The organism is Isoptericola halotolerans, from assembly GCF_045689585.1.
GTDB classification, from domain to species: domain Bacteria; phylum Actinomycetota; class Actinomycetes; order Actinomycetales; family Cellulomonadaceae; genus Isoptericola; species Isoptericola halotolerans_B.
This window is the reverse complement of the sequence record NZ_CP140108.1, coordinates 1,437,312-1,462,210: the sequence shown is the minus strand read 5'-3', so window position 1 is coordinate 1,462,210 and position 24,899 is coordinate 1,437,312. Positions and strand designations below refer to the sequence as shown.

22 protein-coding genes are annotated in these 24,899 nt (G+C 73.9%); 6 read left to right on the top strand and 16 right to left on the bottom strand.

Features of this window, described 5'->3' with window-relative positions:
- Nucleotides 1-117 precede the first annotated feature (117 nt).
- From UQW22_RS06880 to UQW22_RS06855, 6 genes are read right to left on the bottom strand one after another with little or no spacing between them, the layout of a single operon-like run.
- Nucleotides 118-1,020: a DNA/RNA non-specific endonuclease gene (locus tag UQW22_RS06880; RefSeq protein ID WP_407320172.1), complete on the bottom strand. Its 903-nt coding sequence runs from the start codon at nt 1,018-1,020 to the stop codon at nt 118-120.
- A 20-nt stretch (nt 1,021-1,040) separates the two neighbouring features.
- A complete protein-coding gene (locus UQW22_RS06875; RefSeq protein WP_407320171.1) occupies nt 1,041-2,717 on the bottom strand; it encodes a hypothetical protein in 1,677 nt (558 codons plus the stop codon).
- Nucleotides 2,718-2,726: 9 nt separating this feature from the next.
- Complete coding sequence (locus tag UQW22_RS06870; protein ID WP_407320170.1) at nt 2,727-4,361, bottom strand: PQQ-binding-like beta-propeller repeat protein; 1,635 nt, start codon at nt 4,359-4,361, stop codon at nt 2,727-2,729.
- Between the two features lie 26 nt (nt 4,362-4,387).
- Entirely contained in the window at nt 4,388-5,860 is a 1,473-nt protein-coding gene (locus UQW22_RS06865; RefSeq protein ID WP_407320169.1) for a PQQ-binding-like beta-propeller repeat protein, read from the bottom strand.
- A 37-nt stretch (nt 5,861-5,897) separates the two neighbouring features.
- Nucleotides 5,898-7,130: an ABC transporter permease gene (locus UQW22_RS06860; protein ID WP_407320168.1), complete on the bottom strand. Its 1,233-nt coding sequence runs from the start codon at nt 7,128-7,130 to the stop codon at nt 5,898-5,900.
- Nucleotides 7,127-8,014: an ABC transporter ATP-binding protein gene (locus UQW22_RS06855; RefSeq protein WP_407320167.1), complete on the bottom strand. Its 888-nt coding sequence runs from the start codon at nt 8,012-8,014 to the stop codon at nt 7,127-7,129. The genes UQW22_RS06860 and UQW22_RS06855 overlap by 4 nt, the downstream gene beginning before the upstream one ends.
- A 254-nt stretch (nt 8,015-8,268) precedes the next feature.
- Here UQW22_RS06855 and UQW22_RS06850 point away from each other — a divergent pair, with 254 nt between their 5' ends.
- On the top strand, nt 8,269-9,258 hold the full coding sequence (locus tag UQW22_RS06850) for a type IV toxin-antitoxin system AbiEi family antitoxin domain-containing protein (RefSeq protein WP_407320166.1): 990 nt from the start codon (nt 8,269-8,271) through the stop codon (nt 9,256-9,258).
- Between the two features lie 102 nt (nt 9,259-9,360).
- On the opposite strand, the gene UQW22_RS06845 is transcribed toward UQW22_RS06850, so the two are convergent.
- Nucleotides 9,361-10,044 (bottom strand): response regulator, encoded by a 684-nt coding sequence (locus UQW22_RS06845; protein WP_407320165.1) that lies wholly within the window; start codon nt 10,042-10,044, stop codon nt 9,361-9,363.
- Complete coding sequence (locus UQW22_RS06840) at nt 10,041-11,426, bottom strand: sensor histidine kinase (protein WP_407320164.1); 1,386 nt, start codon at nt 11,424-11,426, stop codon at nt 10,041-10,043. The genes UQW22_RS06845 and UQW22_RS06840 overlap by 4 nt, the downstream gene beginning before the upstream one ends.
- Nucleotides 11,427-11,526: 100 nt before the next feature.
- Here UQW22_RS06840 and UQW22_RS06835 point away from each other — a divergent pair, with 100 nt between their 5' ends.
- The gene (locus UQW22_RS06835; RefSeq protein ID WP_407320163.1) at nt 11,527-12,363 is read left to right on the top strand and encodes a hydrolase; all 837 of its coding nucleotides are present in this window, start codon (nt 11,527-11,529) and stop codon (nt 12,361-12,363) included.
- Nucleotides 12,364-12,395: 32 nt separating this feature from the next.
- Here the strand turns inward: UQW22_RS06835 and aztD are convergent, their stop codons facing one another.
- From aztD to UQW22_RS06820, 3 genes are all read right to left on the bottom strand, one after another.
- Nucleotides 12,396-13,757 carry a zinc metallochaperone AztD gene (aztD, locus tag UQW22_RS06830; RefSeq protein ID WP_407320162.1) on the bottom strand — a complete coding sequence of 454 codons (1,362 nt, stop codon included), beginning with the start codon at nt 13,755-13,757 and terminating at the stop codon, nt 12,396-12,398.
- A 153-nt stretch (nt 13,758-13,910) separates the two neighbouring features.
- A complete protein-coding gene (locus UQW22_RS06825; protein WP_407320161.1) occupies nt 13,911-14,684 on the bottom strand; it encodes a potassium channel family protein in 774 nt (257 codons plus the stop codon).
- Nucleotides 14,681-15,988 carry a YibE/F family protein gene (locus tag UQW22_RS06820; RefSeq protein WP_407320160.1) on the bottom strand — a complete coding sequence of 436 codons (1,308 nt, stop codon included), beginning with the start codon at nt 15,986-15,988 and terminating at the stop codon, nt 14,681-14,683. Before UQW22_RS06820 ends, UQW22_RS06825 begins: the two co-directional genes overlap by 4 nt.
- Nucleotides 15,989-16,180: 192 nt before the next feature.
- Between UQW22_RS06820 and UQW22_RS06815 the strand changes: the two genes are divergently transcribed.
- The 4 genes from UQW22_RS06815 (at nt 16,181) to UQW22_RS06800 (ending at nt 22,129) form a co-directional block, all read left to right on the top strand.
- The gene (locus UQW22_RS06815) at nt 16,181-17,194 is read left to right on the top strand and encodes a DMT family transporter (RefSeq protein WP_407320159.1); all 1,014 of its coding nucleotides are present in this window, start codon (nt 16,181-16,183) and stop codon (nt 17,192-17,194) included.
- A gap of 93 nt (nt 17,195-17,287) precedes the next feature.
- Nucleotides 17,288-17,737, top strand: a complete 450-nt coding sequence (locus UQW22_RS06810) for an SRPBCC family protein (RefSeq protein WP_407320157.1) — start codon at nt 17,288-17,290, stop codon at nt 17,735-17,737.
- 206 nt (nt 17,738-17,943) lie between these two features.
- A complete protein-coding gene (locus tag UQW22_RS06805) occupies nt 17,944-20,262 on the top strand; it encodes a carbohydrate-binding protein (RefSeq protein WP_407320155.1) in 2,319 nt (772 codons plus the stop codon).
- A 73-nt stretch (nt 20,263-20,335) separates the two neighbouring features.
- The gene (locus tag UQW22_RS06800; RefSeq protein ID WP_407320154.1) at nt 20,336-22,129 is read left to right on the top strand and encodes a SpoIIE family protein phosphatase; all 1,794 of its coding nucleotides are present in this window, start codon (nt 20,336-20,338) and stop codon (nt 22,127-22,129) included.
- On the opposite strand, the gene UQW22_RS06795 is transcribed toward UQW22_RS06800, so the two are convergent.
- From UQW22_RS06795 to UQW22_RS06775, 5 genes are all read right to left on the bottom strand, one after another.
- Nucleotides 22,116-22,916: a CPBP family intramembrane glutamic endopeptidase gene (locus UQW22_RS06795; RefSeq protein WP_407320153.1), complete on the bottom strand. Its 801-nt coding sequence runs from the start codon at nt 22,914-22,916 to the stop codon at nt 22,116-22,118. The two genes, UQW22_RS06800 and UQW22_RS06795, sit on opposite strands and share 14 nt — an antisense overlap.
- Nucleotides 22,917-22,927: 11 nt before the next feature.
- On the bottom strand, nt 22,928-23,593 hold the full coding sequence (locus UQW22_RS06790; protein ID WP_407320151.1) for a DUF6226 family protein: 666 nt from the start codon (nt 23,591-23,593) through the stop codon (nt 22,928-22,930).
- A 7-nt stretch (nt 23,594-23,600) separates the two neighbouring features.
- The gene (locus UQW22_RS06785; RefSeq protein WP_407320150.1) at nt 23,601-23,999 is read right to left on the bottom strand and encodes a hypothetical protein; all 399 of its coding nucleotides are present in this window, start codon (nt 23,997-23,999) and stop codon (nt 23,601-23,603) included.
- Nucleotides 23,950-24,609, bottom strand: a complete 660-nt coding sequence (locus UQW22_RS06780; RefSeq protein WP_407320149.1) for a heme oxygenase (biliverdin-producing) — start codon at nt 24,607-24,609, stop codon at nt 23,950-23,952. Before UQW22_RS06780 ends, UQW22_RS06785 begins: the two co-directional genes overlap by 50 nt.
- Before the next feature lie 106 nt (nt 24,610-24,715).
- Nucleotides 24,716-24,889, bottom strand: a complete 174-nt coding sequence (locus UQW22_RS06775; protein WP_407320147.1) for a hypothetical protein — start codon at nt 24,887-24,889, stop codon at nt 24,716-24,718.
- Nucleotides 24,890-24,899: the final 10 nt, after the last annotated feature.

Here is a 24,899-nt window from a genome sequence, read left to right as displayed (position 1 = left end):
CACCCGCAGCCCCGGGTCGGAGGTCCCCAGGGATCGTCCCGCCGGGGCGACGGGGGCCGTCGACGGAGGGGGTTCGGAGTGGTTCCGGGGGTCTACCCGCACTCCCGGGCGCGCTCGCTATCCGACCGGGACCAGCGCGATCTCCGCGGGCGTCGTCAGGAGGGTCCAGGCCGACGGCGGACGCCGGGACGCGGTGCGCGGCTCGAGCGGTCGCCGGGGTGCGGGCCCGCGGACGTCGGCGCCGGCGAGCCGGCCGAGGTCGAGCCCGGTGAGCGTCTCGACGTCCGCGACCGGCACCTGGAACGCCCGGTACGGGCCGAGCGGCGGGACGTGGCCGACGGCGAGCGCCCGGCCGGTCGCCGTGCTCAGCTCGGCGTCCGTGAGCTGGGGCGTCTGGTCGAGCACGAACGCCGCGGACCGCAGTGCCGGCGGGACACCCGGCGTGCCGCCGTCGGGCCGGGTGCCGCCGTCGGGCGACGTCCAGGCGACGACCTTCCAGAACTGCCGGGGGATCGCCACCCCGCGGTAGACAGGGTCGGAGGCGAGGAACACGCACCCGGTCTGGACCACCAGCCGGTGCCGCCGGGCACCCGCGTACGCCAGCACGTGGTCCTCGAGCCCGTTCCACAGCTCCTTCGACTGGTTGAACTCGTCGACCTGCGGGGCGGCGTTGGGGTAGACGAAGGTCGCCTCGCCGGCCTCACGCGCCTCGGGGCCCCACATGGGGTCGAGGCGACGCACCAGGTGCCCCCGGTCGAGCGGGTTGTGGCGGTAGAGCTCGTTGCCCGCCTGCTCCTCGGGAGGGGCCTGGGGGTCGAGCCGCCACGAGCCCGTGCGCGGGAGCGACCGCAGACGGTCGCCGTCGACGGCGCAGACGGTGGCGGCGGCGAGCCGGCGCACAGGGTCGAGCAGGATGCTGAAGTGCGGGTGGTCGAGACGTCGGAGCTCGCGGTCGGCGGCGGGCAGCGGGACGTGGAGGGCGGGGTCGGTGCCGAGGAACTGGGCGTCGTAGCCGGTCACGGGTCGAGCCAACCACGTCCCTACGACGTGGTGAAGCCGGCGAGGCCCGCGGGCCACCAGCGCAGCAGGTGCCCGTCCACGGCGACGTCCACGCCCCACCCCTCCTCCGGCAGGTCCTCCGCCCACAGGGTCTCCCCCGTGGCCGCGTCGACGGCCAGCCACCGCGAGACCACCTCCGTGGCGGTGTAGGTCGGCACCACGAGCGCGATCACCGTGCCGTCGGTGAAGACCGACTGCACCTGTCCGCTCCGGCCGTCGGTCAGCGCCGCGTACGGTTCCAGCAGGTCGTCGCGCACCCACCGCACCTCGCCCGTGCCGAGGTCGAGGCCCAGCACGCGGTCACGCTCGTCCAGGACGACGGCGGTCGCACCGGCCCGGGCGAGGTAGGAGGTGGTCTCGACCTCGGCCGACCAGCCCGTCGACCCGTCCGGCCCGACGGTGCGCGTCCCGTCGGCGTCCGCCACCAGCCGCCGGTCGTCCGGCCGCCCGTCCGTGGCGCGCGGGTCCAGCAGCCGGCCCTCGACCGTGTAGCCGTACGCGCCCGCGGCGTCCAGCACCTGGAACTCCCACGCGGACCGGCCCCACGCCCCCGCGGAGACCGCGAACCCGCCGTCCGCGAGCGGCCGCACCCGCCGGACCACCTCGTCACCGGTGTCCTTCAGCCCCGTCAGGTCGAGACGCTCGCCCTCCGGCGTGAAGTACGCCAGCACCCCGCAGCCCGAGAAGCCGACCAACCGGCCGCTGACCATGTGCTCGACGTCGCCGCGCCGGTCGAGCTGCGCGTGCCGGCCGCCGGTGGACCAGCGCACGCACTGGCCCGAGTCCAGGACGGCCCCGAACGGCACGGCCTCCGACCACCGCTCGGCGCCGGTGACGGCGTCCGTGGCCCGCACCTCGAGGTCGTACCCCTCGTCGATGTCCCCCACGACGGTGAGGTTGGTCATCGGGTCGCCCCGCAGCTCGACGTCGACGTCCCCGGGGTCGCCGACCCACGCCGCGGTCAGCACGCTGCCGTCCGGTCCCGGCACCACGACGTCGTGCTCGCCGACGACGGCTCGGTGCCCCAGCACGGTGCCGTCCGGGTCGACGGTGGTCACCATCACCTCCCCCGACACGGACCGCCCGACGCAGACCACCTGCGCCGTCGAGGTCAGCTCGACCGCCTCCCCCCAGAACGCCAGCCCCGGGCCGCAGGTCGCCGCCCGGTCGAGCAGGTCCACGGCCCAGCGCTGCTGTCCCGTGGTCAGGTCGATGCCGAGCAGCTCGTCGTCGCGGTGGACGGCCGCGACGCCCCCGGCCACCGCGACGAGACCGCCCAGCGTCCGGGCCCCGTCCTCGCCCTCCAGCCGCCACTGCTCGGACGGTGGCGCGCTCAGGTCGAGGACCCCGCCGGCGGCGGCGCGCAGCTCCGCGGACCGCTGCCGGTCCATGACGCCGTCGACCACCACGGTGGTCGCGAGCAGGCTGGCGGCCACCACGACGGCGCCGAACCGGGCCCGTCGCGGCAGCCCGCGCCAGCGGCGGCCCGCCCGGGTCAGCGCTCCGGGCGGTCGGCGCGGTGGCGCCGGTGGTGGTGGTGGCGGGTCCAGCTCCGGGGGGAGGGTCCCGGCCGCAGGGGACCCAGCGGCCTCGGTGCCGTCGTCGGGCACGAGGTCGAACGTGTAGGCCCCCTCGGGGGCACGACGCCGTCGCCCCACCCTTCGACGTTAGCGCGGAGCGAGCGTGCTCACCGAGAGAAGACCGGGCTCGCCTGGGCGCTCGGAGGCGCCCTGCTGCAGCAGGACGAGATGTCCGTCGACGGCCCAGAGGTGCGACCTGGCCGGGAGCGGCGCCTGGGTGACCGCACCGCTGCCGAGGTCCACGGTGATCAGCTCCCCGGTGAGCTCGTCCGCGCTCGTCTCCGTCGCGTGCCTCGTCACCGCGACCGCGATCCGCTCACCGTCCGTCACGGCCGAGCCCAGCTGGACGAGCTCCTGCCTCTCCAGGGCGCGCACCGTGGTCCGCCACCGCTCAGCGCCGTCCTGCACGTCGAGGGCCACCAGGTCGTCGTCCGTGTGCACGACCGCCGTCCCGCCGGCCTGCGCCACCACCCGGGCGTGGGGCAGCTCTCGCTGCCAGAGCTCCGATCCGTCGGCGTCCAGACCGACGACCCGTCCCGGACGGGTCGCCAGGACGACTCCGCCGTCGATCTCGAGGGCCGCCATGGGGAGCGCGATCGCCGTGCGCGGGCTGTCGATCAGGACGCTGCCGTCGTCCGCCAGGAGCACCGAGCCGCCCGGCACGTGCTCGTCCGACACGAGATGACCGCCACCCGGGAAGGGCGCGACCGCCGACACGGCGGACGTCAGGCTTCCCTCCAGGTGCTCGGTGAACGACGTGCCGTCGGCGGACGCAGCACCGCCGACGTCGCACCACTGGTAGCTGACGACAGACGGGGAGGAGACGAGCGAGCGGTCGAACTCGATCGCCACCCGGTACGGCGCGGCCGGGTCGAACGCGCCGGGCCAGCCCGACTCCTCCAGGTTCCAGATGAAGCCGCACTCGTCCAACGCGCCCGCGGGCGGGCTCGTCGGCACCTCGAACCGCACCACACCGGTCACCGCGTCCTCCACGTGCACCGACGCCTCCCCCGGCTCGACGTCCTCGAGGACCGCACGCGCCGCCGACTCCGTCGCGTGGTCGCGGACGGCCGGCATTCCGGTGTCGTGGTCCACCACGAGGAGCCCGCCGTCCGCGGCGGGCAGGACGTCGTGGTGCTCGCCCCCGTGCTCCGTGGCCGGGAGCTCCCGGCGACCGACGACGTCGCCCGCCGCGTCGAGGACGGTCACGGTCCGCTCGTCGGCAGGACCGTGCAGGCACGTCACCAGCTCGCTCGGCATCGCCCACTCGACGCTGACGTCCGGCCGGGGCGTGGGACCGCAGGACGGGTCCGGTCCGAGGTCCGCACGCCACCGCTCCGTGCCGGACGCCGCGTCCCGGGCGACGACGGCATGGCCGTCCATCAGCACGAGGCCGCCGTCCGGGAGCACCGCGCTGATGCCCCTGACATCGTCCGCACGCCACACCTCGGCCAGCTCGCCGTCGAGCGAGAGCACACCGCCCGGGGCCGCCCGCAGCCGCTCGTCGTGGGCGTGCGACACGAGTGCGACCGTCGTGGCGGCGCCGCCGACGAGCAGCAGGGCAGCACCGCCCGCCACGCCGGCCACCCGTCGCCGCTGCCGTCGATCCGCACGACGCCACCGGTCGACGCCACGCTGCCACCACCCGGAGTGCGGGTCCGGGCGTGGCGAGGTGCCGTCGTCGTGCTCGTCCTGCTCCGCGGTGATGTCGAAGGACACCACGGCGCGGTCCTCTCGTCGCGCGCCCCTCACGAGGTCGGTCCCAGCCCGACGAGGACAGCGTCGGAGACCTGGACACCGTCGGCGATCATGTATTCCTCGTCGACGCCCAGCAGGTGGCCGTCCACGGAGAAGACCTCTCCGTCCAGCGCGCCGTGGCTCGTGCGCCAGAGCTCGACGCCGTCGCCCAGGTCGAGGGCGACGAGCTCGGTCGACTCCGCTCCCTGCACGGCAAGGAGGGCGACCGCCCCGTCCGTGGCTGCACCAGCCCACCCGTAGGTACCGACCGCGCCGTCAATGGTCCAACGCACCTTCCCCGTGTCGAGATCGACGGCGTCGAACGTCCCGTCCGCATCGTTCTGGACGACGGCCACGCCGTCGGCGCGGACCACGACCCTCCCCGTCCGGGTGTCGGAGCTCCACAGCTCCTCGCCGGCGGTGTCGTACGCCGTGATCCCGCCGCGCCCGACGAGCCACGGCCCGTCGGTGCTGTCGACCGCCACGGGATCGAGGACGAAGCCCGGCAGCGTGAAGCCGTCCTCCCCGTCCGCAGCCGGCACGACCGACCCGGCGTCGGTCGCCAGGTACGTCTCGCCGTCCACCGTCGGGGACGGGAAGCCGTCGACCACCGTGCCGTCCGCGGCCAGCGTCGTCGACGCGCCGTTGCAGACCGAGAGGTACGTGGCCGTCGTGGTGACACCGACCGACGAGACCAGCCACCGCACGGGCTCCCCGCCGGGGCCGTCGTCGGCCTCGCACCGCGCGACCTCGTGCGCCGTCCGCAGGGCGATGGTCGCCTCCCCCCGCAGCTCCCCCGTGAGGGCGTCCTCGACACGCAGCGACGGATCCTCCCAGGTGCCTGCTGCCCGACCGTCGGCGAGGGCGTCGGCGGCCTCCTGCGGGTCGAGCTCGGGGAGCACCTCGTCGACGTGGTCGAAGACGTAGACGCCGCCGTCTGCGGCGGGCCCCATCTCCGGCGGGCCGTCGACCGTGGCGGCGTACGGCAGCCTCGCCGGACCCAGCTCGTGGCGCCACACCTCGCTGCCGTCGGCGACGTCGACACCGAGCAGGTCGGTGCCGTCCTGCGTGACGACGACACCACCCGGGAACACGGCGAGCACCCCCGCGTCGGTCTCGACCCGCCAGGTCTCGGTCACCGGTTCCGACAGGTCCGCCACCCCGCCGGGCAGCGCGGCCATGCGCTCGGCGTGGGCCGCCTCGGCCCGGGCGTCCACGACGGCGACCCCCGCCACCGTGACCGCGACGACGACGGCCGCCCCGCTGACGACGCCGACCCGCAGTCGCCGCGGCATGCCTCGCCACCGCTCGCGGAGCGGCCGGGCGACCCGGGTGGCGAACCACACGGGCGGCGGGTCGACCGGGCCGTCGGTCGGCAGGCCCGCAGAGCCGTCCGGCGCGTCCGCCCAGCCACCGTCGCCGAGATCGCCGTCGTCGGGGCTGAGGTCGATCTGCAGCGGGTCACGGTCACGTCGTCGAGCCATGCGGGCAATCTATCCTCCATGATTGCCCCAAGAAAGATCACGCCTCGGCGCGCAGCGCCTGCTTCCACGAGATGCGTCCGCCGGTCTGCATGAGCGCCCCGCGGAACGCCCGCTCGGAGACCAGCAGCGCCAGCACCGCGAACGCCGCCAGGATCAGCAGCGAGACCACCGGCTCCCACCACGTCGTGTCGCCCGAGAGCACCCGCGCCGGCATCGCCACCACGTTCGCGATCGGCACGTACGACAGCACGGTGAGGAACGAGCCCGAGGCCGAGAACGTCAGGAAGTAGACGCCCATCACGATCATCGTCATCGGCGTCGACGTGTACTGCAGGTCCTCGGACCGGCTGGCCAGCGCCCCCGCCACCGCGTACAGCGCGGCCAGCGCGAGGAAGCCCACCGCGAAGAACACGACGAACCAGATGAGCGACGTCGACAGCGCGGGCAGCGCGATCGCGACGGGGCTGGCGACCACGGCCGCGAGCCCCACGCCGGCGAACAGCAGGTTCTGCCCCACGGCGATCACCGAGCTGCCCAGGATCTTGCCCGCCAGCAGCTGCCGCAGCGGCACCGCCGTCGCGATGATCTCGACCAGCCGCGACTGCTTCTCCTCGACGACCGAGCTCGCGATCATCATCCCCGAGCCGATCGCGCCGGCGAAGAAGAGGAACGACAGGGCGAAGCTCGCGAAGAACAGGGTCTGCTCGCCCATGGCCTCCGGGTCGAGCGCCTCGGTGGTCAGCGCGGCCCCCTCCGACAGCTCCGCCAAGGAGGCCCCGGCCGCCTCGGCGTTCGCCGCCAGGACCTCCTGCTCGACGGCGGTGCCCAGCAGCCGGGAGACGGTGCCGTCCGGCTGCCCCTCACCGGCCAGCACCCAGCCGTCGTCGCCCGGGTGCAGCCACACGTCCGCGTCGCCCGCGGACAGCGCGGTGCGGGCGGCGTCGTCGTCGGCCACCTCGAGCACCTCGAGCTCGGTGCCGTCGTCCTCGGCCGCGGCGAGCTCGGCGGCGGTGGCCGCCGACGCGACCGCCGTGGTGTCGCTGCCCGCCACCGCGACGGTGTACGTGTCGACCCGGCTCGACTGCCAGGTGAAGAAGGCCGCGAGCGCCGCGATCACCGCGAGGGAGACCAGGAGGCCGATGACGAACGCCTTGTTCATCACCCGCGTGACGATCTCCCGCTGCGCGACGAGGAGCCACGCGCCGCGGGTGCTGTCGTCCTGCGGCTCGTGGGCCGGTGCGCTCGGCGGACGCCGGGTCAGGGTGGTCATGCCGTCACCTCACGGTAGATCTGGGCCAGGGAAGGCCGGACGGGACTGAGCTCGCGGACCAGGCCGCGTTCGAGCGCGGTGGCGAGCAGCCGCTGGGCCGTGGCGTCGTCGGCGAGCTCGACCAGCGCCGTCGGACCGTCCACGTCGACGGCGTGCACGCCCGGGACGCCGCGCACCCAGCCGGCGTCGGCGTCGAGGACCAGGCGGTGCCGCAGCGTGCCCGCCTCCTGCAGCTCGGTGGGCGTGCCGTCGGCGACGACCTGCCCCGTGCGCAGGATGACCAGGCGTTCGCACAGGCGCTCGACCAGGTCGAGCTGGTGCGAGCTGAACAGCACCGGGACCCCGCGGGCGGTGTGCTCGCGCAGCAGGTCCACCATGCCGTCGACGGCGGCCGGGTCGAGGCCGGAGAACGGCTCGTCGAGGATGAGGGCCCGCGGCCGGCCCATGAGCGCGGCGGTGATCTGCACCCGCTGCTGGTTGCCCAGGCTGAGCTTCTCGACGTGGTCCTTGGCACGGTCGGCGAGGCCGAGCCGCTCCAGGTGCTCCATCGCCTCGGCCCGCGCGGTGACGGCCGGGATGCCCCGCAGCCGCGCGAGGTAGACGAGCTGGTCGAGCGCGGGCTGCTTCGGGTAGAGGCCCCGTTCCTCGGGCATGTACCCGAAGGAGCGGCGGTCCGCGCGGGTGACGGGCGAGCCGCCGAAGCGCACCTCGCCGGACGTGATGGCCAGGACGCCCATCATCATCCGCATGGTGGTGGTCTTGCCGGCCCCGTTGGAGCCGACGAACCCGGTGAGCAGGCCCCCGCGGGCCGTGAAGGAGACGGCGTCGACGGCGCGGCGGTCGCCGAACGTTCTGGTCAGGTCGTGGACCTCGAGCGTGGTCATGTCACCGACGCTACGGCGGACCGCCCCGCGGCGGATCCCCCCAGCGGCGGAACCTTCCGCTCCCCCGCACGGCGGACCGCCGTCGCGCTCGATCACTCATCACGCACCGATGGGTGAGCCTCCGCTACGCCGGTCCGTGACGCCGTCGCGCTCGGTCGCCCATCGGGCGACGATGCGTGAGTCTCCGCCACGTCGGTTGCCGACCCTGTGGACAGGCGGCGAACTCGCACGCGATCCGGGGTTCGATGGACGGCATGCCCAGCCGCCCTCTCCTCGTCCCCGACGCCGTCAGGTTCTTCGCCGGGAGCCAGGAGGGTCTCGTCTCCGCGCGGCAGTGCCGGCAGGCCGGCCTGACCGGTCAGCAGGTGCACCGGCTGGTGGCGGCCGGACGGTGGTCCCGGGTGCTGCGCGGCGTGTACGACACCGGCGAACCCGGTGATCTCGGCCTCGACGGGCACGACCGTCGCCGCCGGCGGGCGGCGGTGCTCGGACCTCTCGCGTACCCTGGGTCGATCGCGACGGGCGTCGCCGCCCTCGTGCTGCACGGCGTTCAGGGCGCACCCCGGCTGGTGACACCCGAGGTGACGTTCCCCGACGGCAGCCCGCGAGGTGGCGCCGGCCCCGTGGTGGTCCGGAGGACTCCCCTGCGACGACATGCCGCACCGTTCGGAGTCCCCTGCGCCGTCGTGGAGGACGCCCTCGTCCAGGCCGTCCCGACCGTGGGGAGATCACATGCCGTCGCCCTCATGGACTCCGCGCGACAGCGCCGCACGCTCGGGAGGGCCGCCTTCGAACGAGCGGCCGACCGGGCTCGTCGACGCCCCGGTGGCCTCGCGCGGGCCGGCTGGTGGCGGTCGAGCGACCCGCGTGCCGAGTCGCCGGCCGAGACCTGGGCACGACTGAGCTGCATCGACGCCGGCTTCGGGCCGGACCTGCTGCAGCTGCCGGTGGACGACGCCGCCGGGCGCGAGGTCGCGCGCGTCGACCTGGCATGGCTGCTGCCGGACGGCGGAGCCCTGCTCACCGAGATCGACGGGGAGGCCGTCCACGGGACGCTGGCAGCGCTGCACCGTGACCGCGAGCGCCAGAACCGGATCGTGGGGCGACGGACGATCGTGCAGCGTTTCACCGGCTCCGAGGCGTGGGACGGCACGGTCGCCGCACGGGTCGGGGAGGTCCTCACCGCCGAGCGGTGGCACCCGCAGGCGCCGCCGGCGGGCTTCCGGCTCCGTCTGCAGGCGTAGCGCACGATCACGCTTCACCGGCCGACGGGTGACCTTCCGCGACGCCGGTCCGTGGCACCGTCGCCCTCGGTCACCCATCACGCACCGATGCGTGAGCCTCCGCTACGCCAGACCGTGGCGGTGGACGTAGACCACCGCCTGCACCCGGTCTCGCAGGTGCAGCTTCGACAGCACGCTGGACACGTGCGTCTTGACCGTGGCCTCGCCGAGGAACAGCTCCGCCGCGATCTCGGCGTTCGACATCCCCTGCCCCACGTGGACCAGCACCTCCCGCTCCCGAGGCGTCAGGAGCTCGGCCCCCGGGGCCGACGGCGGCAGCCCGGGCGGTGGCGAGCCCACCGGCGGGCCGGCGGGCGAGTCGGCCGACGACGTCGACACCATGCGGTCCACCACCCTGCGCGTCACCTGCGGCGACAGGAGGGCCTGCCCGTCGGCGACCGTGCGCACCGCCTCGACCAGGTGCTCGGCGTCGGAGTTCTTCAGCAGGAACCCGGACGCCCCGGCCGCCAGGGCGTCGAAGACGTACTCGTCGGTGTCGAACGTGGTCAGGACGAGCACCCGGGACAGGTCCTCGGCGACGACCTGCCGGGTCGCCTCGATCCCGTCCATGACCGGCATCTGCACGTCCATGAGGACGACGTCGGGCCGCAGCTCGCGGGCGGCCTCGACGGCCCGGGCGCCGTCGGGGGACTCCCCGACCACCTCGAGGTCGTCCTCCACCGAGAGGATGAACCGGAAGCCCGAGCGCACCAGCGCCTGGTCGTCCACCAGCAGGACCGTCGTCATGGCCCCTCCACGGGCATCGGCAGGCGCACGCGCACACGGTACCCGCCGGTCACCCGCGGCCCGATCTCCGCCAACCCGTGGTGCGTGGCGACCCGCTCGCGGATGCCGACCAGCCCCAGGCCGGAGCCCGAGGAACCCGGCCGGGCACGGCCGTCGTCGACCACCTCGACCTCGGCGTACCCGCCCCGGAACCGGCGGTCGTCGGCGACCGGCCGCCGGTCGACCCGCACGGTGACTCCCGCCGCGCGCGCCGTGGAGTGCTTGCGGACGTTCGCCAGCGCCTCCTGAGCGGTCCGGTACAGGCTCAGGCCCAACGCCCCGGGCACGGATCCCTCGGCCCCCACGGGCTCCGCCACCAGCGTGTAGGACACGTCGAGCCCGTCGTCCGCGTCGACCAGCCGGCCGATGTCGGCGACACCCGGCTCGGGCGACCGGTCCTCGCCGGCCGCCGTGCCGCCGTCGTCCCCGATGTCCCGCAGCGTGCCGACCAGGCCGCGCATCTGCTCGACGGCGTCGCGCGACGCGGACTCGATCGTGGCGAGCGGCACCTGGGGGTCCTGCGTCCCGGCGTCGCCCTTGGCCAGCAGGCGCCGTGCGGCCGCCGCCTGGATGCCGATGACCGACACGTGGTGCGCGACGACGTCGTGCAGCTCGCGCGCGATGCGCAGCCGCTCGGTGACGACGGCACGGCGGCCCAGCTCGGCGGCCTGCCGCTCGATGGTGGCGGCCTGCTCGGCGAGCTGGGCCCGGCGCCGCGCGGCGTGCCAGGTCACCTGGCCGAGCGCGATGGCCCCGAGGAAGTAGGCGATGTTCGTCAGCCAGGTCTGGGCGACCATCGCGTCGAGCGGAGACAGGAAGCCCGGCGGGTCCGCGAGCAGACCCTCGCTCTCGGCGTACTCCTGCATGCCGGAGCTGACGGCCATCTGCCAGAACAGCCAGCCGAACATCGCGACCAGGCAGGCTGTGACCACGATGAGCATCGCGCGCCGGTCACGCGCCCAGGCCACGGCCGTGTACAGCGTCATGAAGTACACCACCTGCAGCACCTGGCTCATCGCCACGACCGGCACCGTCAGGCCGACCAGCAGGAAGTGCGCGTAGACCACGGCGAGCACCGCCAGGGGGTAGCGGCGACGGACCACGAGCGGCAGCGCGCCCGCCCCCGACAGCACGTAGAGCAGCCAGGCGGGGTGGTCGCCGGCCTGGACGAGGTAGCCGGCCGAGCGGGACAGCTCCATGCCGACCACCGCGAGGACGGTGAGGGTCAGCCCGAGCCACACGTCGTGGCGGTAGGAGGCGCGGGGGTCGGCGGGGGAACGCTCGAAGTCGTCGTCGACGCCGAACCACTCGGAGATCACGTCGGCGGGGCGGGCACGGAGCATCTGCTCAGCGTAGGGAGTCCCCGGCCGATCGGGATCCGTCGCACGACGGAGACGACGGGCCGGCAGCGTGCGCGGACCGGCGGCGTGCCAACCTGAGGGCATGACGAGCTTCTGGATCTGCCGCACCTGCGCCGTCGAGCACTCGACGCAGCCCGAGGTGTGCGCGATCTGCGCGGACGAGCGCCAGTGGGTACCGGCGTCGGGCCAGGCCTGGAGGACGCTCGACGAGCTGGCGGCCGAGGGCCAGCACGTCGAGGTCCACGAGCTGGAGCCGGACCTGTTCGCGCTGCAGACCACGCCGGGCGTGGGTATCGGTCAGCAGTCCAAGCTGCTCCGCACCCCGGCGGGGTCGCTGCTGTGGGACCCGTTGGGCTTCGTGGACGACGACGGCGCCGCGGCCGTGCGTGACCTGGCCGGCCCCGCGGGGGTCGTCGCCGTCGTGGCGAGCCATCCGCACATGTTCGGGGTGCAGGTCGAGTGGAGCCGACGGCTCGGGGACGGCGGCCCGGTCCCGGTCCTCGTCGCGGAGGCCGACGCCGGCTGGGTCGCGCGTCCGGACGCCGCGATCGAGACATGGTCCGGCGCGCGGGAGGTGCTGCCCGGGGTGACGCTGAGCCAGCCGGGCGGGCACTTCCCGGGCTCCGCCGTCGTCCACTGGGCCGACGGTGCCGACGGACGGGGCGTGCTGCTCTCCGGCGACACGATCTTCGCCAACCCCGACCGCACGTCGGTGAGCTTCATGCGCAGCTACCCGAACCGCATCCCGCTCTCGGGTGCGGTGGCGCTGCGGGTCGCCGGGCACGTGGCCCGGCGACCCTTCGAGCGGATGTACAACAACTTCGACGGCGTGATCCCCGCCGACGCGCGTGCCGTCGTGCTGCGGTCGGCACGACGGCACGCGGCGTGGGTGCGCGGGGACTTCGACCATCTCACGTGACCGTGGCCCCCGGCGGTGTCCGGGGCGAGACGTCAGTGGTCGTGGTCCTCGTGGTCCTCGTCCTCGTCCTCGTGACCCTCTTCCTCGTGGTCGTGCTCCTCGTCCTCGTGCGCCTCGTGCTCCTCGGGCTCGACCGGGGGCTGGCCGAGAGCGCCGGAGATCTCGTTCGGCGTGACGCCGAGCTCACCGCTGGCCCAGACCTCGCCGTCGACGACGTCGACGGCGTGGACCGAGTCGTTCGCGGGATCGGTCACGTAGACCGAGCCGTCGAGCGTGAGGACGGCCGGGCGCGGCTCCTGCCACTCCATCGGCTCCTCCCACTCGTCGACCACCGGGATCGATGCGGTGATCTCCGCCGTCTCCGGGTCGATCACCTGCAGGTCCCCGTCCGTGGTGAGCACGAGCGCCTCGCCGTCGTCGCCACGGGCGATCGACCGGAAGCTGTAGGACGCCGGCAGCTCGACGAGCTCGATGCTCGCGTCGCGGGTGTCGATCAGGCTGACCGTGGTGGGCCGCTCGAGCTCCGCGTCCGGGTCCGTCTTGTAGTCGCCGAGCATGATCGGTGACGCCTCGCTGCCGGCCTGGTTGCCGATGCGGGAGTAGTCGTCCGGGGTCTCGACCTTGGTGATCTCGCCGTCGGCGTAGACCAGCGCGCCGTCCTCGCAGCCGACGACGACCGCCTCGTCCGCGGCGACGGCCTCGCCGTGCACCCCGGGGCACTCGTCGCTCGCGGCGATCTCCTCGCCGTCGGCGTCGAGCACGCGGATGCCGGTGCGCTCGTCCTCGTCGCCCTCGGTGACCAGCAGCGAACCGTCGCTCAGCGGCACGGCGACGCCGTGGTGGGCCTCGGGGAGCTGGACCTCCTCGACACCCTCCTGGGTGGCGATCTCGGCGGAGCCGACGAGCTGGATCAGACCGGTACCGTCGTCGAAGAGCGCCGTGGTGTCGTCGTGGACGACCGCGTGGCCGGGGGTCTCGGCGGCGTACACGACGTCGGTGAGCTCCGGCGTCGTCGTGAAGTAGTGGAAGTGGTCACCGTGCCCCTGCCCGTAGGTCCCGGTGTCGAGCACCTGGAACCCGCCGGTCGTGGAGACGAGCACGTGCTGACCGTCCCCGGCGGCGTTCAGGCGGTTGAAGCCGGCGAGCTCGAAGTCGGCGACCTCCTCGAGCGTCTGGGCGTCGACCACCTTGATGCCGCCGTCGTAGGTGACGGCGAGGCGAGGGGTGCGCCCCTGCATCTCGGTGGCGGCCTCCTCGGTCGCCTCGTCCGTGGACTGCTCGGTGGACTCGGTGGCGTCGGCGGCGGGCTCGTCGGACTCGGTGCCGCAGGCCGCGAGGAGCGCGAGGGGTAGTGCGAGAGCGAGCGCCGTGCCGGCGCGAGAACGGGTGTTCATGGCTGATGTCTTTCCATCTCTGTCGGGCGCAGCACGGGACGGCCGGCTCCGGGGGCTTCCTGTCGAACTAGAATGAGAACCGTTCGCAGTCAGCGCCAGTTTGCCACGAGCGATAACGGTTATCAACTTCGTTGGTATCCCGGGCGTCGACCTTCAGTCGAGGGCACGCTGCCAGCGCCCGGCGGCCAGGCTCACGATCAGCGCCACGAAGACCACCAGGTACACCTGCCCGACGATCGCCTCACTCGTCGCGAGCAGCCGCCCCGGCGGCGTCACCGCCGCCAGGTCGCCGTACCCGAGCGTCGTGATCGTGGTGAGGCTGAAGTACATGAAGGAGGTCGTCGACTCCTCGGCGCCGAAGAACGGCTCGGTCGAGTAGGCGTCGACCGTGAGGAACGCGTAGTAGTAGGCGAGCGCGATGAGCAGGTACGCGGAGACCGCGCCGAGCAGCGTCGCCAGCGTCACGACCCGGTGGCGCACCAGCCGCCGGGCGACCACCACTGGAGCGAAGGCCGCGATCAGGAGCAGCAGCGGCGGCGCCGACGTCACCGAGTCCGGGGTCTCCAGGAGCAGAACCACCACGAGGGACAGGACGAGCAGCGCGCCGAGGAAGGCGTAGGCCCGACGGCGCCACCTCGTGCGCAGCCCCGAGGCCCGCAGCGCGAGCCCGAGCGTCGCCCCCACCGTCAGCGTCGTCACCAGACCGGCGATCTGGGCGCTCACCTGGCCCGTCGCCCCCCGGATGTCGACGAGGGACAGCAACGCCACGGTCAGCGCCACCAGGACGAGCAGCAGCCCGAACCGGTCCACCCAGCGCGAGCGCGGGTCGATGTAGGGGTCGTCCTCCGGCACCGGCTGGTGCCGGCGCGAGAAGAAGCTGCGCGGTCCGTCAGGACGCGCCGGCTCCTGGTCGGCGGGGCTGGTCACGGTCGCTCCTGCACGCGGTCCTCCACGGGTGGGTTCGACCCCATCGTGGCCGAGTCTGCGTCCGGGCGCGCGCCCTGTGCCGCAGCGAGCGCCTCACCGCCGGGCACGGTGATCGCGGCGATCGCCGTCGTGATCGGGATCGCCAGCACCAGACCGATCGACCCCACGAGGGTGCGGACCACCTCCTCGGCGATCTCTCCCGAGGTGATGGTCATCAGCGGCGACTGGTCGAGCATCCACACCGTCAGCAGCAGCGGCAGCGCCGCTCCGACGTAGGCGAACGCGATCGTGTAGACCGTCGAGGCGATGTGGTCGCGGCCGATCCGCATGGCGCGCGCGAACAGCGCTCGGCGCGGCGCGGTCGGTGCGAGCGAACGCAGCTCCCACACCGCCGAGGCCTGCGTGATCGTCACGTCGTTGAGCACACCCATCCCCGCCAGCACCAGTCCGCACAGCGCGATCCCGCGCAGGTCCACGGACGGTGCGATGATCGTCAGGTTCTGCGCCAGCTCGTCCGACGCCCCCGTGATGTGCGCCGCTCCCGTCGCCCACGCCCCGATCCCCGCCGTGAGCGCCAGCCCGGCCAGGGTGCCCAGCAGCGCGACCGTGGTCCGCGCCGTGAGCCCGTGCGCGAGGTACAGCACCGCCAGCATGACCGCCGACGACGTCACGAGGGCCACCATGAGCGCACTCTCGCCGGCGAGCAGCGCCGGGAACGTGAACCCGACGAACACCGCGAACGCCACCGCCAGGCCGGCGATCGCCGCGAGCCCTCGCCATCGCGCGACCAGCAGCACCACCAGCGCGTACGCCGCCGCCAGGAGACCGAAGGGCACGTCACGCTGGTGATCCATGAAGACGTACGGCGTCACGGTGTCCGCGAAGTCGCCGATGTAGAGGGCCGTCACGCGGTCGCCGGGCGCCAGCTCGAACCGCGGGTCGGCCTGCATGCCGGAGGTCGCGCCGTCGGGCAGGCGGATCTCCACGTCCCCGGCGGTCGCGTCCTCCATGGTGGGCCACGAGTCGTCGCCCGTCTCCTCCAGCGGCCCGACGACGGTGACCGGCACGAGCTCGCTGCCCTCGACGACGACAGGGATCCGCTCGGGGATCTCGGCCGAGGACGGCCAGAGCGACCACAGGCCGAACGCCGTGGCGACCAGCGCGGGCAGCACCAGCAGCGCCAGGACGAGGCGGGTGCGGGGCGGGGCCGGCGGGACCGGCCCGCCGTGGGAGTGTCCGTGCACGTCGGGCAGGCTGTGCTGCGCGGCGTGGCGTGCGGAGCGGCGGGTCGAGACGTCGGTCACGGTGCGATGCTCCCACCGCCGAGTGGCCGAGCCCTGCAGACCGCGCCGCCTCGCCTCTCCCCCACCTGTCAGAACGTGGCGCGGGCATGGCGCGCCCTGGTCCTGACAACTCTCGGACCCCCCGAGTTGTCAGAACGTGGTGCACGTGTTCCCGCTCCACGTTCTGACAACTCAGAGTCATAGACTCCCGAGGTGACCGCGCCAGCTCCCGTGCCCTCCCCCTCGCCCGGCAGCTCGGCCGGGACCGTGGTCGGCGTCGGTGCCGCCGTCGTCGGCGGTCTCGGCGCCGCGGTCCAGACCCGCGTGAACGGGTCGCTCGCCGAGCACGTCGGCAGCGGCTTCGGCGCGGCGGTGATCTCGTTCGGCTCCGGCCTGCTGTGGCTGACGATCGCGGTGGCCTGCTGGCCCGCCGCCCGGGCCGCCGTCGGACGCGTCGTGTCCGCGCTGCGCGAGCACCGGCTGCGCCGGTGGGAGGTGCTCGGCGGGACCGCGGGCGGCTTCTACGTCGCCGCCCAGGGGCTGACCGCCGCGACCCTCGGCGTCGCGCTGTTCATGGTCGCCGTGGTGGCGGGGCAGTCGACCAGCTCGCTGCTCGTGGACCGGATCGGGCTGGCGCCGGGCGGCGTGCGGCTCATCACCCTCGGCCGGGCGCTCGGACCGCTCCTGACCGTCGTCGCCGTGGCGGTGGCCGTGTCCGGGTCGATCGGGACCGTGCCGTCGGTAGGCCTGGCGGTCATCCCCTTCCTTGCGGGCGCGTTCCAGTCGTGGCAGCAGGCCATGAACGGCCGCGTGCGGGCAGTGGCCGCGGTGCCCGGCGACCGGTTCGCCGGGGTCGCCGCCGCCACGTTCGGCAACTTCGTCGTCGGCACGGTGGCACTGGCGGCGGCGTTCGGCGTGTCCGTCCTGGTCGTCGGGTGGCCGACCGGCACGCTGCCCACCGCGTGGCCGCTCGACCTGGTGCTCTACTCCGGTGGCCTGCTCGGGATCGTGTTCATCGCCATCCAGGCCGCCGTCGTCCACCGCATCGGCGTGCTGCTGCTGGCGCTCGGCATGATCGCCGGGCAGATCGTCGGTGCGCTCGTGCTCGACGTCGTCGTCCCCGGCGTCGCGCCCCCGGGGCCCGCGATGTACGCGGGTGCGACCCTGACGCTGCTGGCCGTGGCCGTCCCCGTCGTCGAGTCGCGCCTGGTGCGCCGCCGGCGCTGACAGCGCTGACAGCGCTGACGAGGGTCTCCGGTCTCGACGTGCAAGAAGGCGGCCTGCCCGGCACGGTGAGGACACCGACACGAAGGAGGACCCATGCAGAGCGTCACCCAGTTCATCGACGTCGACGTCCCGGTCACCACCGCGTACAACCAGTGGACGCAGTTCGAGGACTTCCCCCACTTCATGGAGGGCGTGGAAGAGGTCCGCCAGCTCACCGACACCAGCACGCACTGGGTCACGAAGGTCGGCGGCTCGGAGCACGAGTTCGACGCCGAGATCACCGAGCAGCACCCGAACGAGCGGGTCGCCTGGAGCAGCACCACCGGCCCGGACCACGCCGGGGTCGTGACCTTCCACCGGCTGAGCGACGTCCAGACCCGGGTCACCGTCCAGATGGACTGGGAACCGGAGAACGCCAAGGAGAAGGTCGGCGCAGCCCTCAACTTCGACGACCGCCGCGTGCAGGGCGATCTGGAGAGGTTCAAGTCGTTCATCGAGTCGCGAGGTGCCGAGACCGGCGGCTGGCGCGGCGACGTGAGCTGACCCCCGCGCCGCACGGCGGCCGGTCGACCCCCTCGCGACGCGGGACGGGCCGGCCGGCCGCCGTCGTGCTGCCCGCCCGGTGCGAGTCGGCGGGGTTCACGGAAGGTTTGACGAGTCACCAGGAGCAGTTCGCCGGATGTTCCCCGGGGAGTCCCAGGGTGTGAACGCGCCCGTCCGGGCGTGTTCCCCCTCGACAGGAGACTCCCGTGCCTCTCACGCCCCGCGGCCGTCCGGCCCAGGTCGGCGCCCTCACGGCCCTCAGCGGTCTGCTGACCGCCGGGATCCTCGCCGTCGGCGCGCCCGCCGCCTCGGCCACCGGCCCGGCGCCGACGGCGACCAGCGCGGCCGACGACGAGCTCGCCTCCCGCTTCACGCTCGCCGTCCTGCCCGACACCCAGTTCTACTCGCGGTACGCCGCCGACCAGTTCGTGCCGCGCTACGGCGACGACCCGTTCCACACCCAGACCACGTGGCTCGCCGAGCACCAGGACGAGCTCGACATCCCGTTCGTCGCGCACCTGGGCGACGTCGTGGACCGCGCCGGCGTGGCCGGTGAGTGGGAGGTCGCCGACCGGGCGATGTCCGCGCTCGAGGACGGCGCCCTGCCGTACTCGGTGCTGCCGGGCAACCACGACGTGCTGAACTCGAACGACGCGCTGACCGACGTCGACTACGACCTCGACGCCGAGCCGTTCCTGACGTGGTTCGGTCCCGAGCGCGCCGCCGCCCAGGCCACCTACGGGGGCTCGGACCCGACCGGCCTGAACCAGTACCACGTCTTCGAGGCCGAGGGGCAGGAGTTCATGGTCCTGGCTCTCACCTGGCGTGCCTCCGACCAGACGATCGCGTGGGCCGACCAGGTCATGGCCGAGCACCCCGACGTGCCCGTCGTCCTGACCACCCACTCGATGCTGGCCATCGGCAGCGACGCCACCTCCCCGCAGAACACCGCCTACGGCGAGAAGCTGTGGGACGAGCTCGTCCGCTCGAACGACCAGATCTTCCTCACCCTCAACGGCCACTTCCACGGCGCCACCCGGCAGACGCGGACCAACGACGCCGGGAACGACGTCACGCAGGTGCTCATCGACTACCAGATGGCCTACGACGGCGGGAACGGCTACCTCGGGCTGTTCGAGTTCGACCTCACCCACGACCGCATCGAGGTCCAGACCGCCTCGCCGTGGGTGGTCGCCAAGGACCCCGAGGTGCTCACCGCGTACGACCAGCCGTTCCTGGAGGGCGAGCACCAGCAGTACACGATCGACATCGACTTCGCCGAGCGGTTCGGTGGCTTCGACCCGGACTTCGCGGCCGGTGACGCGGACCAGCCGTCGCTCTCGCAGCGCGCCCGGGACATCCTCCTCGACGGTTTCGAGGGCACCGACCCGATCACCACCGAGCCTCCCACCTCCCGCGACGACTACCCGCAGGTCGACGGCACGCTCGCGCACTGGCGCTTCGGCGGGCAGGGCACCGGGGTCGTGGACGCCGAGACGGTCGTGCCCGACGTCGCCGGCGGCGCCGACCTGACCCGCGCGAGCAGCACCGAGAGCGGGTCGAGCACGGCCGAGCCCTCCGACGTCGTCCTCAGCGACGACGCCGCTCCCCTGTCGGCCGACGGCGCCGCCGTCTGCTTCGCGAACGCCGACAGGACCACGGGCCGGCTCAGCGACCTGCGCACCGCGGCCGACGCCGCGGTGAACGACGCGCAGCTCGCCGACGGGTACACCATCGAGACGTTCCTCAAGATCGACGGCAGCTTCACCGAGGACGCCAACGCCTGGATGAAGGCGGTCGTGCGGTCCGGGAACCGGTCGCGGCTCGACGGCATGCCCTGGTCCCGCTGGGACTACACGGCCTCCCCGGTGGCGCTCGGGCTGTCGAACCTCAAGGAGCTCCAGTGGACCGAGGTGCCGGTCGAGACCACCAAGGGTGACCGCACGTCGTGGTCCGGCGAGATCATCGTCGACCGTTGGGTGCACGTCGCGCTCGTCAACGACCCGGCCGACGAGTCCACGACGATGTACGTCGACGGCGCACCCGTCCTGCGCAACGCCACCGACACGCTCGGGCACAGCCTCGAGGAGGACATGCCCTGGCTGTTCGGCACCGACTGGGTCGACGACCGGGCCACCAACGGGTGGAACGGCTGCATCGGCGAGACCCGCGTCGTCGACCACCCGACCGGTCCGGAGCAGTGGCTGACCGCCCGCGCGGCCGAGCCGGCGCCGGCCGCCTGGGACGCCGGCACCGTGTACGACGAGGGCGACCGCGTGACGCACGACGGCGCCGTCTTCGAGGCGTCCTGGTGGACCCGCGACCAGACGCCCGGCGCCTCGGCGTACGGCCCGTGGCAGGAGATCGCGACGACCGACGACGGCACCGCGGTCTGGACGCCGTCGCGCATCTTCACCGCCGGCGACGTCGTCGTGCACGACGGCGTCGAGTTCACCGCGCGCTGGTGGACCCGGAACCAGGAGCCCGGCGCCTCCTCGTGGGGTCCGTGGGAACCGACGGCCTGACCGCTCCGGCGCCACGGCACCCGCCGTCCGGTCCTGCGGGTCCGGGCCGCGGGCGCCGTGGCAGAATCCGGGGATGGTCGCGAACCCCGACGGGCAGTCGCTCGCGGACGCGGGTCTCGACCGACCGGGAGCCGACCCGTCGTTCGACCGCTTCGCCCGCCTCGTCAGCCGCCACCTCGGCGTCTCCACCGCCCTGGTGACGTTCGTCGTCAGCGACACCCAGCTCTACCCGGGGGCGCTCGGTCTGCCCGAGCCGCTGCAGACGACGCGGCGCTCCGCCTTCCCGCACTCGATGTGCGCCGAGGTCGTGCACGCGGGCGGGCCGCTCACCTACACCGACCTGACGGCGGTACCGGGCGAGCCTGCCCGCGACCTCGTGGTGAACCTCGGCATCCGGGCCTACGCGGGGTTCCCCGTGTTCGACCGGGAGGGCAGCGCCGTCGGCACCGTCTGCGCGTTGGACGCCCTGCCGCACGAGTGGACGCGCACCGACCTCGACACGCTCGCGGACCTCGCCGAGGCGTGCTCGGCCGAGATCCGGCTGCGCCAGGAACGCCGACGGGCGCAGGAGCTGCAGGAGGTCGCGCTCCGGGCCGGCCGCCGCACCCAGCTCCTGCTCGACCTGACCGACCGGTTCTCGCGCGCGACGACGCTCGCCGACCTCGTCGTGGCCGTCGAGCGCGCCTCCTCCGCCGTCGGGGTGGCCTGGTCGGGCCTCGGGCTGCTCGACGCCACCGGCACGTCGGTGCACGTCGTCAGCGAGCTCGACGGGGTGCCGTTCCCGGCCCGCCTGCGGCTCGACGACCCGCTGCCCGGACCGCACGCCCTGCGCAGCCGCACGCCCGTCTACGTCCCGGACGGCCGCACGCTGCTGCGGGACTGGCCCGCGATGTCCCGGTGGGTCCGGCCCGAGGACGGCGCCCTGGCGTTCCTCCCCCTCGTCGCCGACGACACCGTGCGGGGCCTCGTCGCGCTCGCCTGGCGCGACCCGCAGGAGGTCGACGCCGACACGCGCGAGACCTGCGCCGCCCTGGCGGCGTGCGTGGCCACGGGCCTGGACCGCGTGCACGTGCTCGAGGACCGGCACCGCGTCGCGGCCACCCTGCAGGCCGCGATGCTCACCGAGCTCCCCGCGACGGCCGACCTCGAGCTGGCGGCCACCTACTCGACCGCGACACGGACGGACCGGGTCGGCGGCGACTGGTACGACGCCGTCGTGCGCGACGACCACACGGTGCTCATGATCGGGGACGTCACCGGGCACGACATGCAGGCCGCGGCCCGCATGGGCCAGCTCCGCTCGATGCTGCGCACCCTGGCCTGGAGCCAGGACATCTCGCCCGCCGCGCTGCTGCGCCAGCTCGACCACGCCAACCACGGCTTGGCCCTGGAGGCGAGCGCGACGGTCCTGGTGGTCCGGCTCTGCCGGCGGTCCGACCCGCCGGCCCTGAGCTGGTCCTCGGCCGGGCACCCGCCCCCGCTCGTGCTGCGGGCGGACGGGTCCGTGACGGAGCTCGCCGGCCGGCCGGACCTCCTGCTCGGGATCGACCCCGGCGCCGTCCGGGCGGACCACGCGACGCGGCTCGGTCCGGGCGACACGCTCGTGCTGCACACCGACGGGCTCGTCGAGACGCGGACCAGCACCTACTCCCACCGCGCCGCCGCGCTCCGGGCCGCGCTGGCGGAGCTGGGGGACCGGCCGACGGCGCAGCTCCCGCGGGCGCTCGTCGAACGGATGGTGCCGGGTTCGCAGCGCGACGACGTCGCCGTGCTCGCGGCGCGCGTCCGGCGACGGGCCCGGGTCGGCGCGCCGCATCTGGTGGACGCGACGGGCGTGGCGGACGCGACCGGCGCTACGGCGCGGTGACGAAGACGTCGAGCAGCTCGGGGTGGTGCCCGTGCACGAGCACCGCGAAGACGACCGCGTCGAACAGCAGGTGCACGGCCAGGACGTAGGACAGCGACTTGTAGCGCGCGAAGATCCAGCCCTGCACCAGCGCGAACGGGATGGTCAGCACGGGGCCCCACTCGCGGTACCCGAGCTCCCACAGGAACGACACGAAGACCACCGCCTGCAGCACGTTGGCCACCTGCACCGGGAAGTGCCGGCACAGCAGCGCGAAGACGGTGCAGATGAAGAACAGCTCGTCCCAGAGCCCGACGGCGTTCACCCCGACGAACAGCCGGGCGATCGAGCCCTCGGCCTCCAGCGGGGGCCAGTTGAGGTACGCCCCGGACCCGAGGAAGTACGGTGGCAGGATGAGGTAGCCGATCACCACGACGGCGCCGAGGTAGACCCACTGCCCCCGGGTCCAGCGCCGTCCCGTGGCGACCGGGAAGCGCACCGCGCCCGCGCCGTCGTCGTCCCGCAGGACGAACCGCGACAGCGCCCAGGGCACGAGGACCGCCAGCGACAGCGCGACGGTGAACCGCGTCATCCCCGCGTCCGAGAGGTCGGCCGCGAGCGGGATCGCCGAGACGATCGCCATGCCGGCGGCGATGAGCGCCAGGTGCTTGCCCAGCGCCCGGTCCACCAGCAGCCCCAGGACGACGCCGGCCACGAGCGGCAGGTAGCCCAGCGGTCGGACGTGCACGGCGAACAGCAGGACCGCGGAACCGCAGACGAGCACGGCGGCGGTGTAGCGGGCGACCATGAACAGGCACCCTACCGACGGCGGGGTCGGAGTGTCGTCAACCACGACGCACTCACCCACGCCTGGGCCCCGTCCGGCAGCGCGACCGGCTCGCCCCGGGCCAGCCGTCGCCCCCACGACATCACCTGGTCGTGCTCCGGACAGCCCGGTCGGCCGCCGCTGCCGCCGCCCTCGGGCGACCACGTGCCGTGCCAGTGCCGCCCCCGCATGACCACCACCCCGCCCAACGCCTCGAGGATCGTCTCGTCGACGCCGTCCAGCACATCCTCCGACCCGACGTCGCACGCGTCGCAGCCGCAGTCGGGCATCCGCCCCAGCTCGACGTCGGGCTCGGCCATGCTGACGACGACGGCAGGGACGTCCGCGTCGTCACCGTCGCGTTCCAGCAGCAGCAGGGGCAGCGTGCCCGGCCGCCGCGGGACGAGCCGCACCCCACGGTCGAAACGGTCGCTGAGGACATCGGCCCCGGCCGGGCCCGCGTCGACGTCCGGCAGGTCGCCCAGCACCTCGGCCCAGGCCCGGGCTCGGAGCGCGGCGACGCGGTAGCGCTGCGGGTCCGTCACCCGCGAGCACTCCTCCGGGGCCGCCTCACGGGCCGCGTGGGGGTCGGGCCACGACGGCGGGGCGGCGCGCTCGTACACGGCGTCCACCCGTGCTGTCAGGCCCGAGAGATCCACGCGTCGATCATAGGGACGACGTCGCGCTCCCGGATCCGCCGGAGCCGGGCGTCGCCGTGGCCGTGCCCGGGCGCCGGCGACGTGCCCGCCACAGCGGCCACCCGACGGCGGTGGCTGCCACGAGCACCACGACGGCGAGCAGCGACCACGGCACCGCCCAGCCGGAGGTCTCGCCGGCCGCGACCGCTGTCTGCCCTCCGCCGATCCCGACGACGACGCCGTCGACCCGCACGTCGGCACCGACCCGGACCATCGGCCGGACGCCGGCCAGCTCCACGGTCCGCTCGACGACGGAGCCCGGCAGGATCTCCTCGAGCTCGCCGCCCGCGGTGCGCGGTGCGGTGCGGTGGGCGGGGTCAGCCCGCGGTGCCGGGGTGAGCCTCGCCCAGCTCGACGAAGACGGCACGGTTGAGGCGGAAGGCCTCCTGCGCCTCCGCGACGGCGGCAGCGACGCCCACGGCGTCGAGGGCGAGCCCGTCGAGGCGCTCGCGGTACACGTCCTTGAACGGCTTGGTCTTCGGGATCTGGGGGAAGTCGTAGAACTCCAGGCCGGCGTCGCCCATGCCGTAGTGCCGCTGCATCATGCGCTGGACGATCTGCCCGCCGGACAGGTCCCCGAGATAGCGCGTGTAGGCGTGCGCGGCATACTCCGGCAGGCGGGTGCCGACGGCACGCAGGCGCTCGACGTAGGCACGCGTGGCCGGCAGGGTGCGGACCTCGCTGCGCCACGACGGACCGTAGAGGTGCGCGAGGTCACGCTCGATGGCGGGCACACGCGTCAGCTCGTCGAAGACGAGGGTCGCCCCGCGGACGTCGCGCCGGACGACCGCGCTCGCCTCTTCCAGCGCCCTGTAGACCACCAGCTGCTGCGCGGCGAGGTCGGCGTAGGCGGCCACGTCGAGCCCCCCGGACATCAGCCGGGACACGAACCCCTCGGACTCCGCGTCCTGGTGCTCGGCGCGGGTACCTTCGCGCAGCAGCACCGACAACGGGGCCTCGGGCGCGAGGGTGGACATGACGGCCTCCTGGGGTCGTGACGACCTGACAGAACGTCAGGACGTCGCCACCGTACCATCAGCGGTTAGGCTTGCCTACCCTTTCTTTCCGTCGAGGGGGCAGCGTTCAGGAGCGCGCGACGGCGACGATTCCCAGCACGGCACCCCAGAAGACCAGCGCGACACCCAGGGCGATCACCAGCCCGTGCGCGCCGGTCGACTCCGACCGGCGCGCCGTCCAGATCGCGCGCCCCGCGACGGCCGCGCCCAGCACGACCAGACCTGTCCCCCACCAGAGCATGGGCCCCATG

Excerpts from the sequence above, each read along its gene's own strand:
- UQW22_RS06780 (WP_407320149.1), bottom strand. The coding sequence starts at position 24,609 with ATGTCCACCCTCGCGCCCGAGGCCCCGTTGTCGGTGCTGCTGCGCGAA.
- UQW22_RS06850 (WP_407320166.1), top strand. The coding sequence starts at position 8,269 with ATGCCCAGCCGCCCTCTCCTCGTCCCCGACGCCGTCAGGTTCTTCGCC.
- UQW22_RS06810 (WP_407320157.1), top strand. The coding sequence starts at position 17,288 with ATGCAGAGCGTCACCCAGTTCATCGACGTCGACGTCCCGGTCACCACC.
- UQW22_RS06865 (WP_407320169.1), bottom strand. The coding sequence starts at position 5,860 with ATGGCTCGACGACGTGACCGTGACCCGCTGCAGATCGACCTCAGCCCC.
- UQW22_RS06775 (WP_407320147.1), bottom strand. The coding sequence starts at position 24,889 with ATGCTCTGGTGGGGGACAGGTCTGGTCGTGCTGGGCGCGGCCGTCGCG.
- UQW22_RS06795 (WP_407320153.1), bottom strand. The coding sequence starts at position 22,916 with ATGGTCGCCCGCTACACCGCCGCCGTGCTCGTCTGCGGTTCCGCGGTC.
- UQW22_RS06835 (WP_407320163.1), top strand. The coding sequence starts at position 11,527 with ATGACGAGCTTCTGGATCTGCCGCACCTGCGCCGTCGAGCACTCGACG.
- UQW22_RS06845 (WP_407320165.1), bottom strand. The coding sequence starts at position 10,044 with ATGACGACGGTCCTGCTGGTGGACGACCAGGCGCTGGTGCGCTCGGGC.
- UQW22_RS06860 (WP_407320168.1), bottom strand. The coding sequence starts at position 7,130 with ATGACCACCCTGACCCGGCGTCCGCCGAGCGCACCGGCCCACGAGCCG.
- UQW22_RS06855 (WP_407320167.1), bottom strand. The coding sequence starts at position 8,014 with ATGACCACGCTCGAGGTCCACGACCTGACCAGAACGTTCGGCGACCGC.
- aztD (WP_407320162.1), bottom strand. The coding sequence starts at position 13,757 with ATGAACACCCGTTCTCGCGCCGGCACGGCGCTCGCTCTCGCACTACCC.
- UQW22_RS06800 (WP_407320154.1), top strand. The coding sequence starts at position 20,336 with ATGGTCGCGAACCCCGACGGGCAGTCGCTCGCGGACGCGGGTCTCGAC.
- UQW22_RS06840 (WP_407320164.1), bottom strand. The coding sequence starts at position 11,426 with ATGCTCCGTGCCCGCCCCGCCGACGTGATCTCCGAGTGGTTCGGCGTC.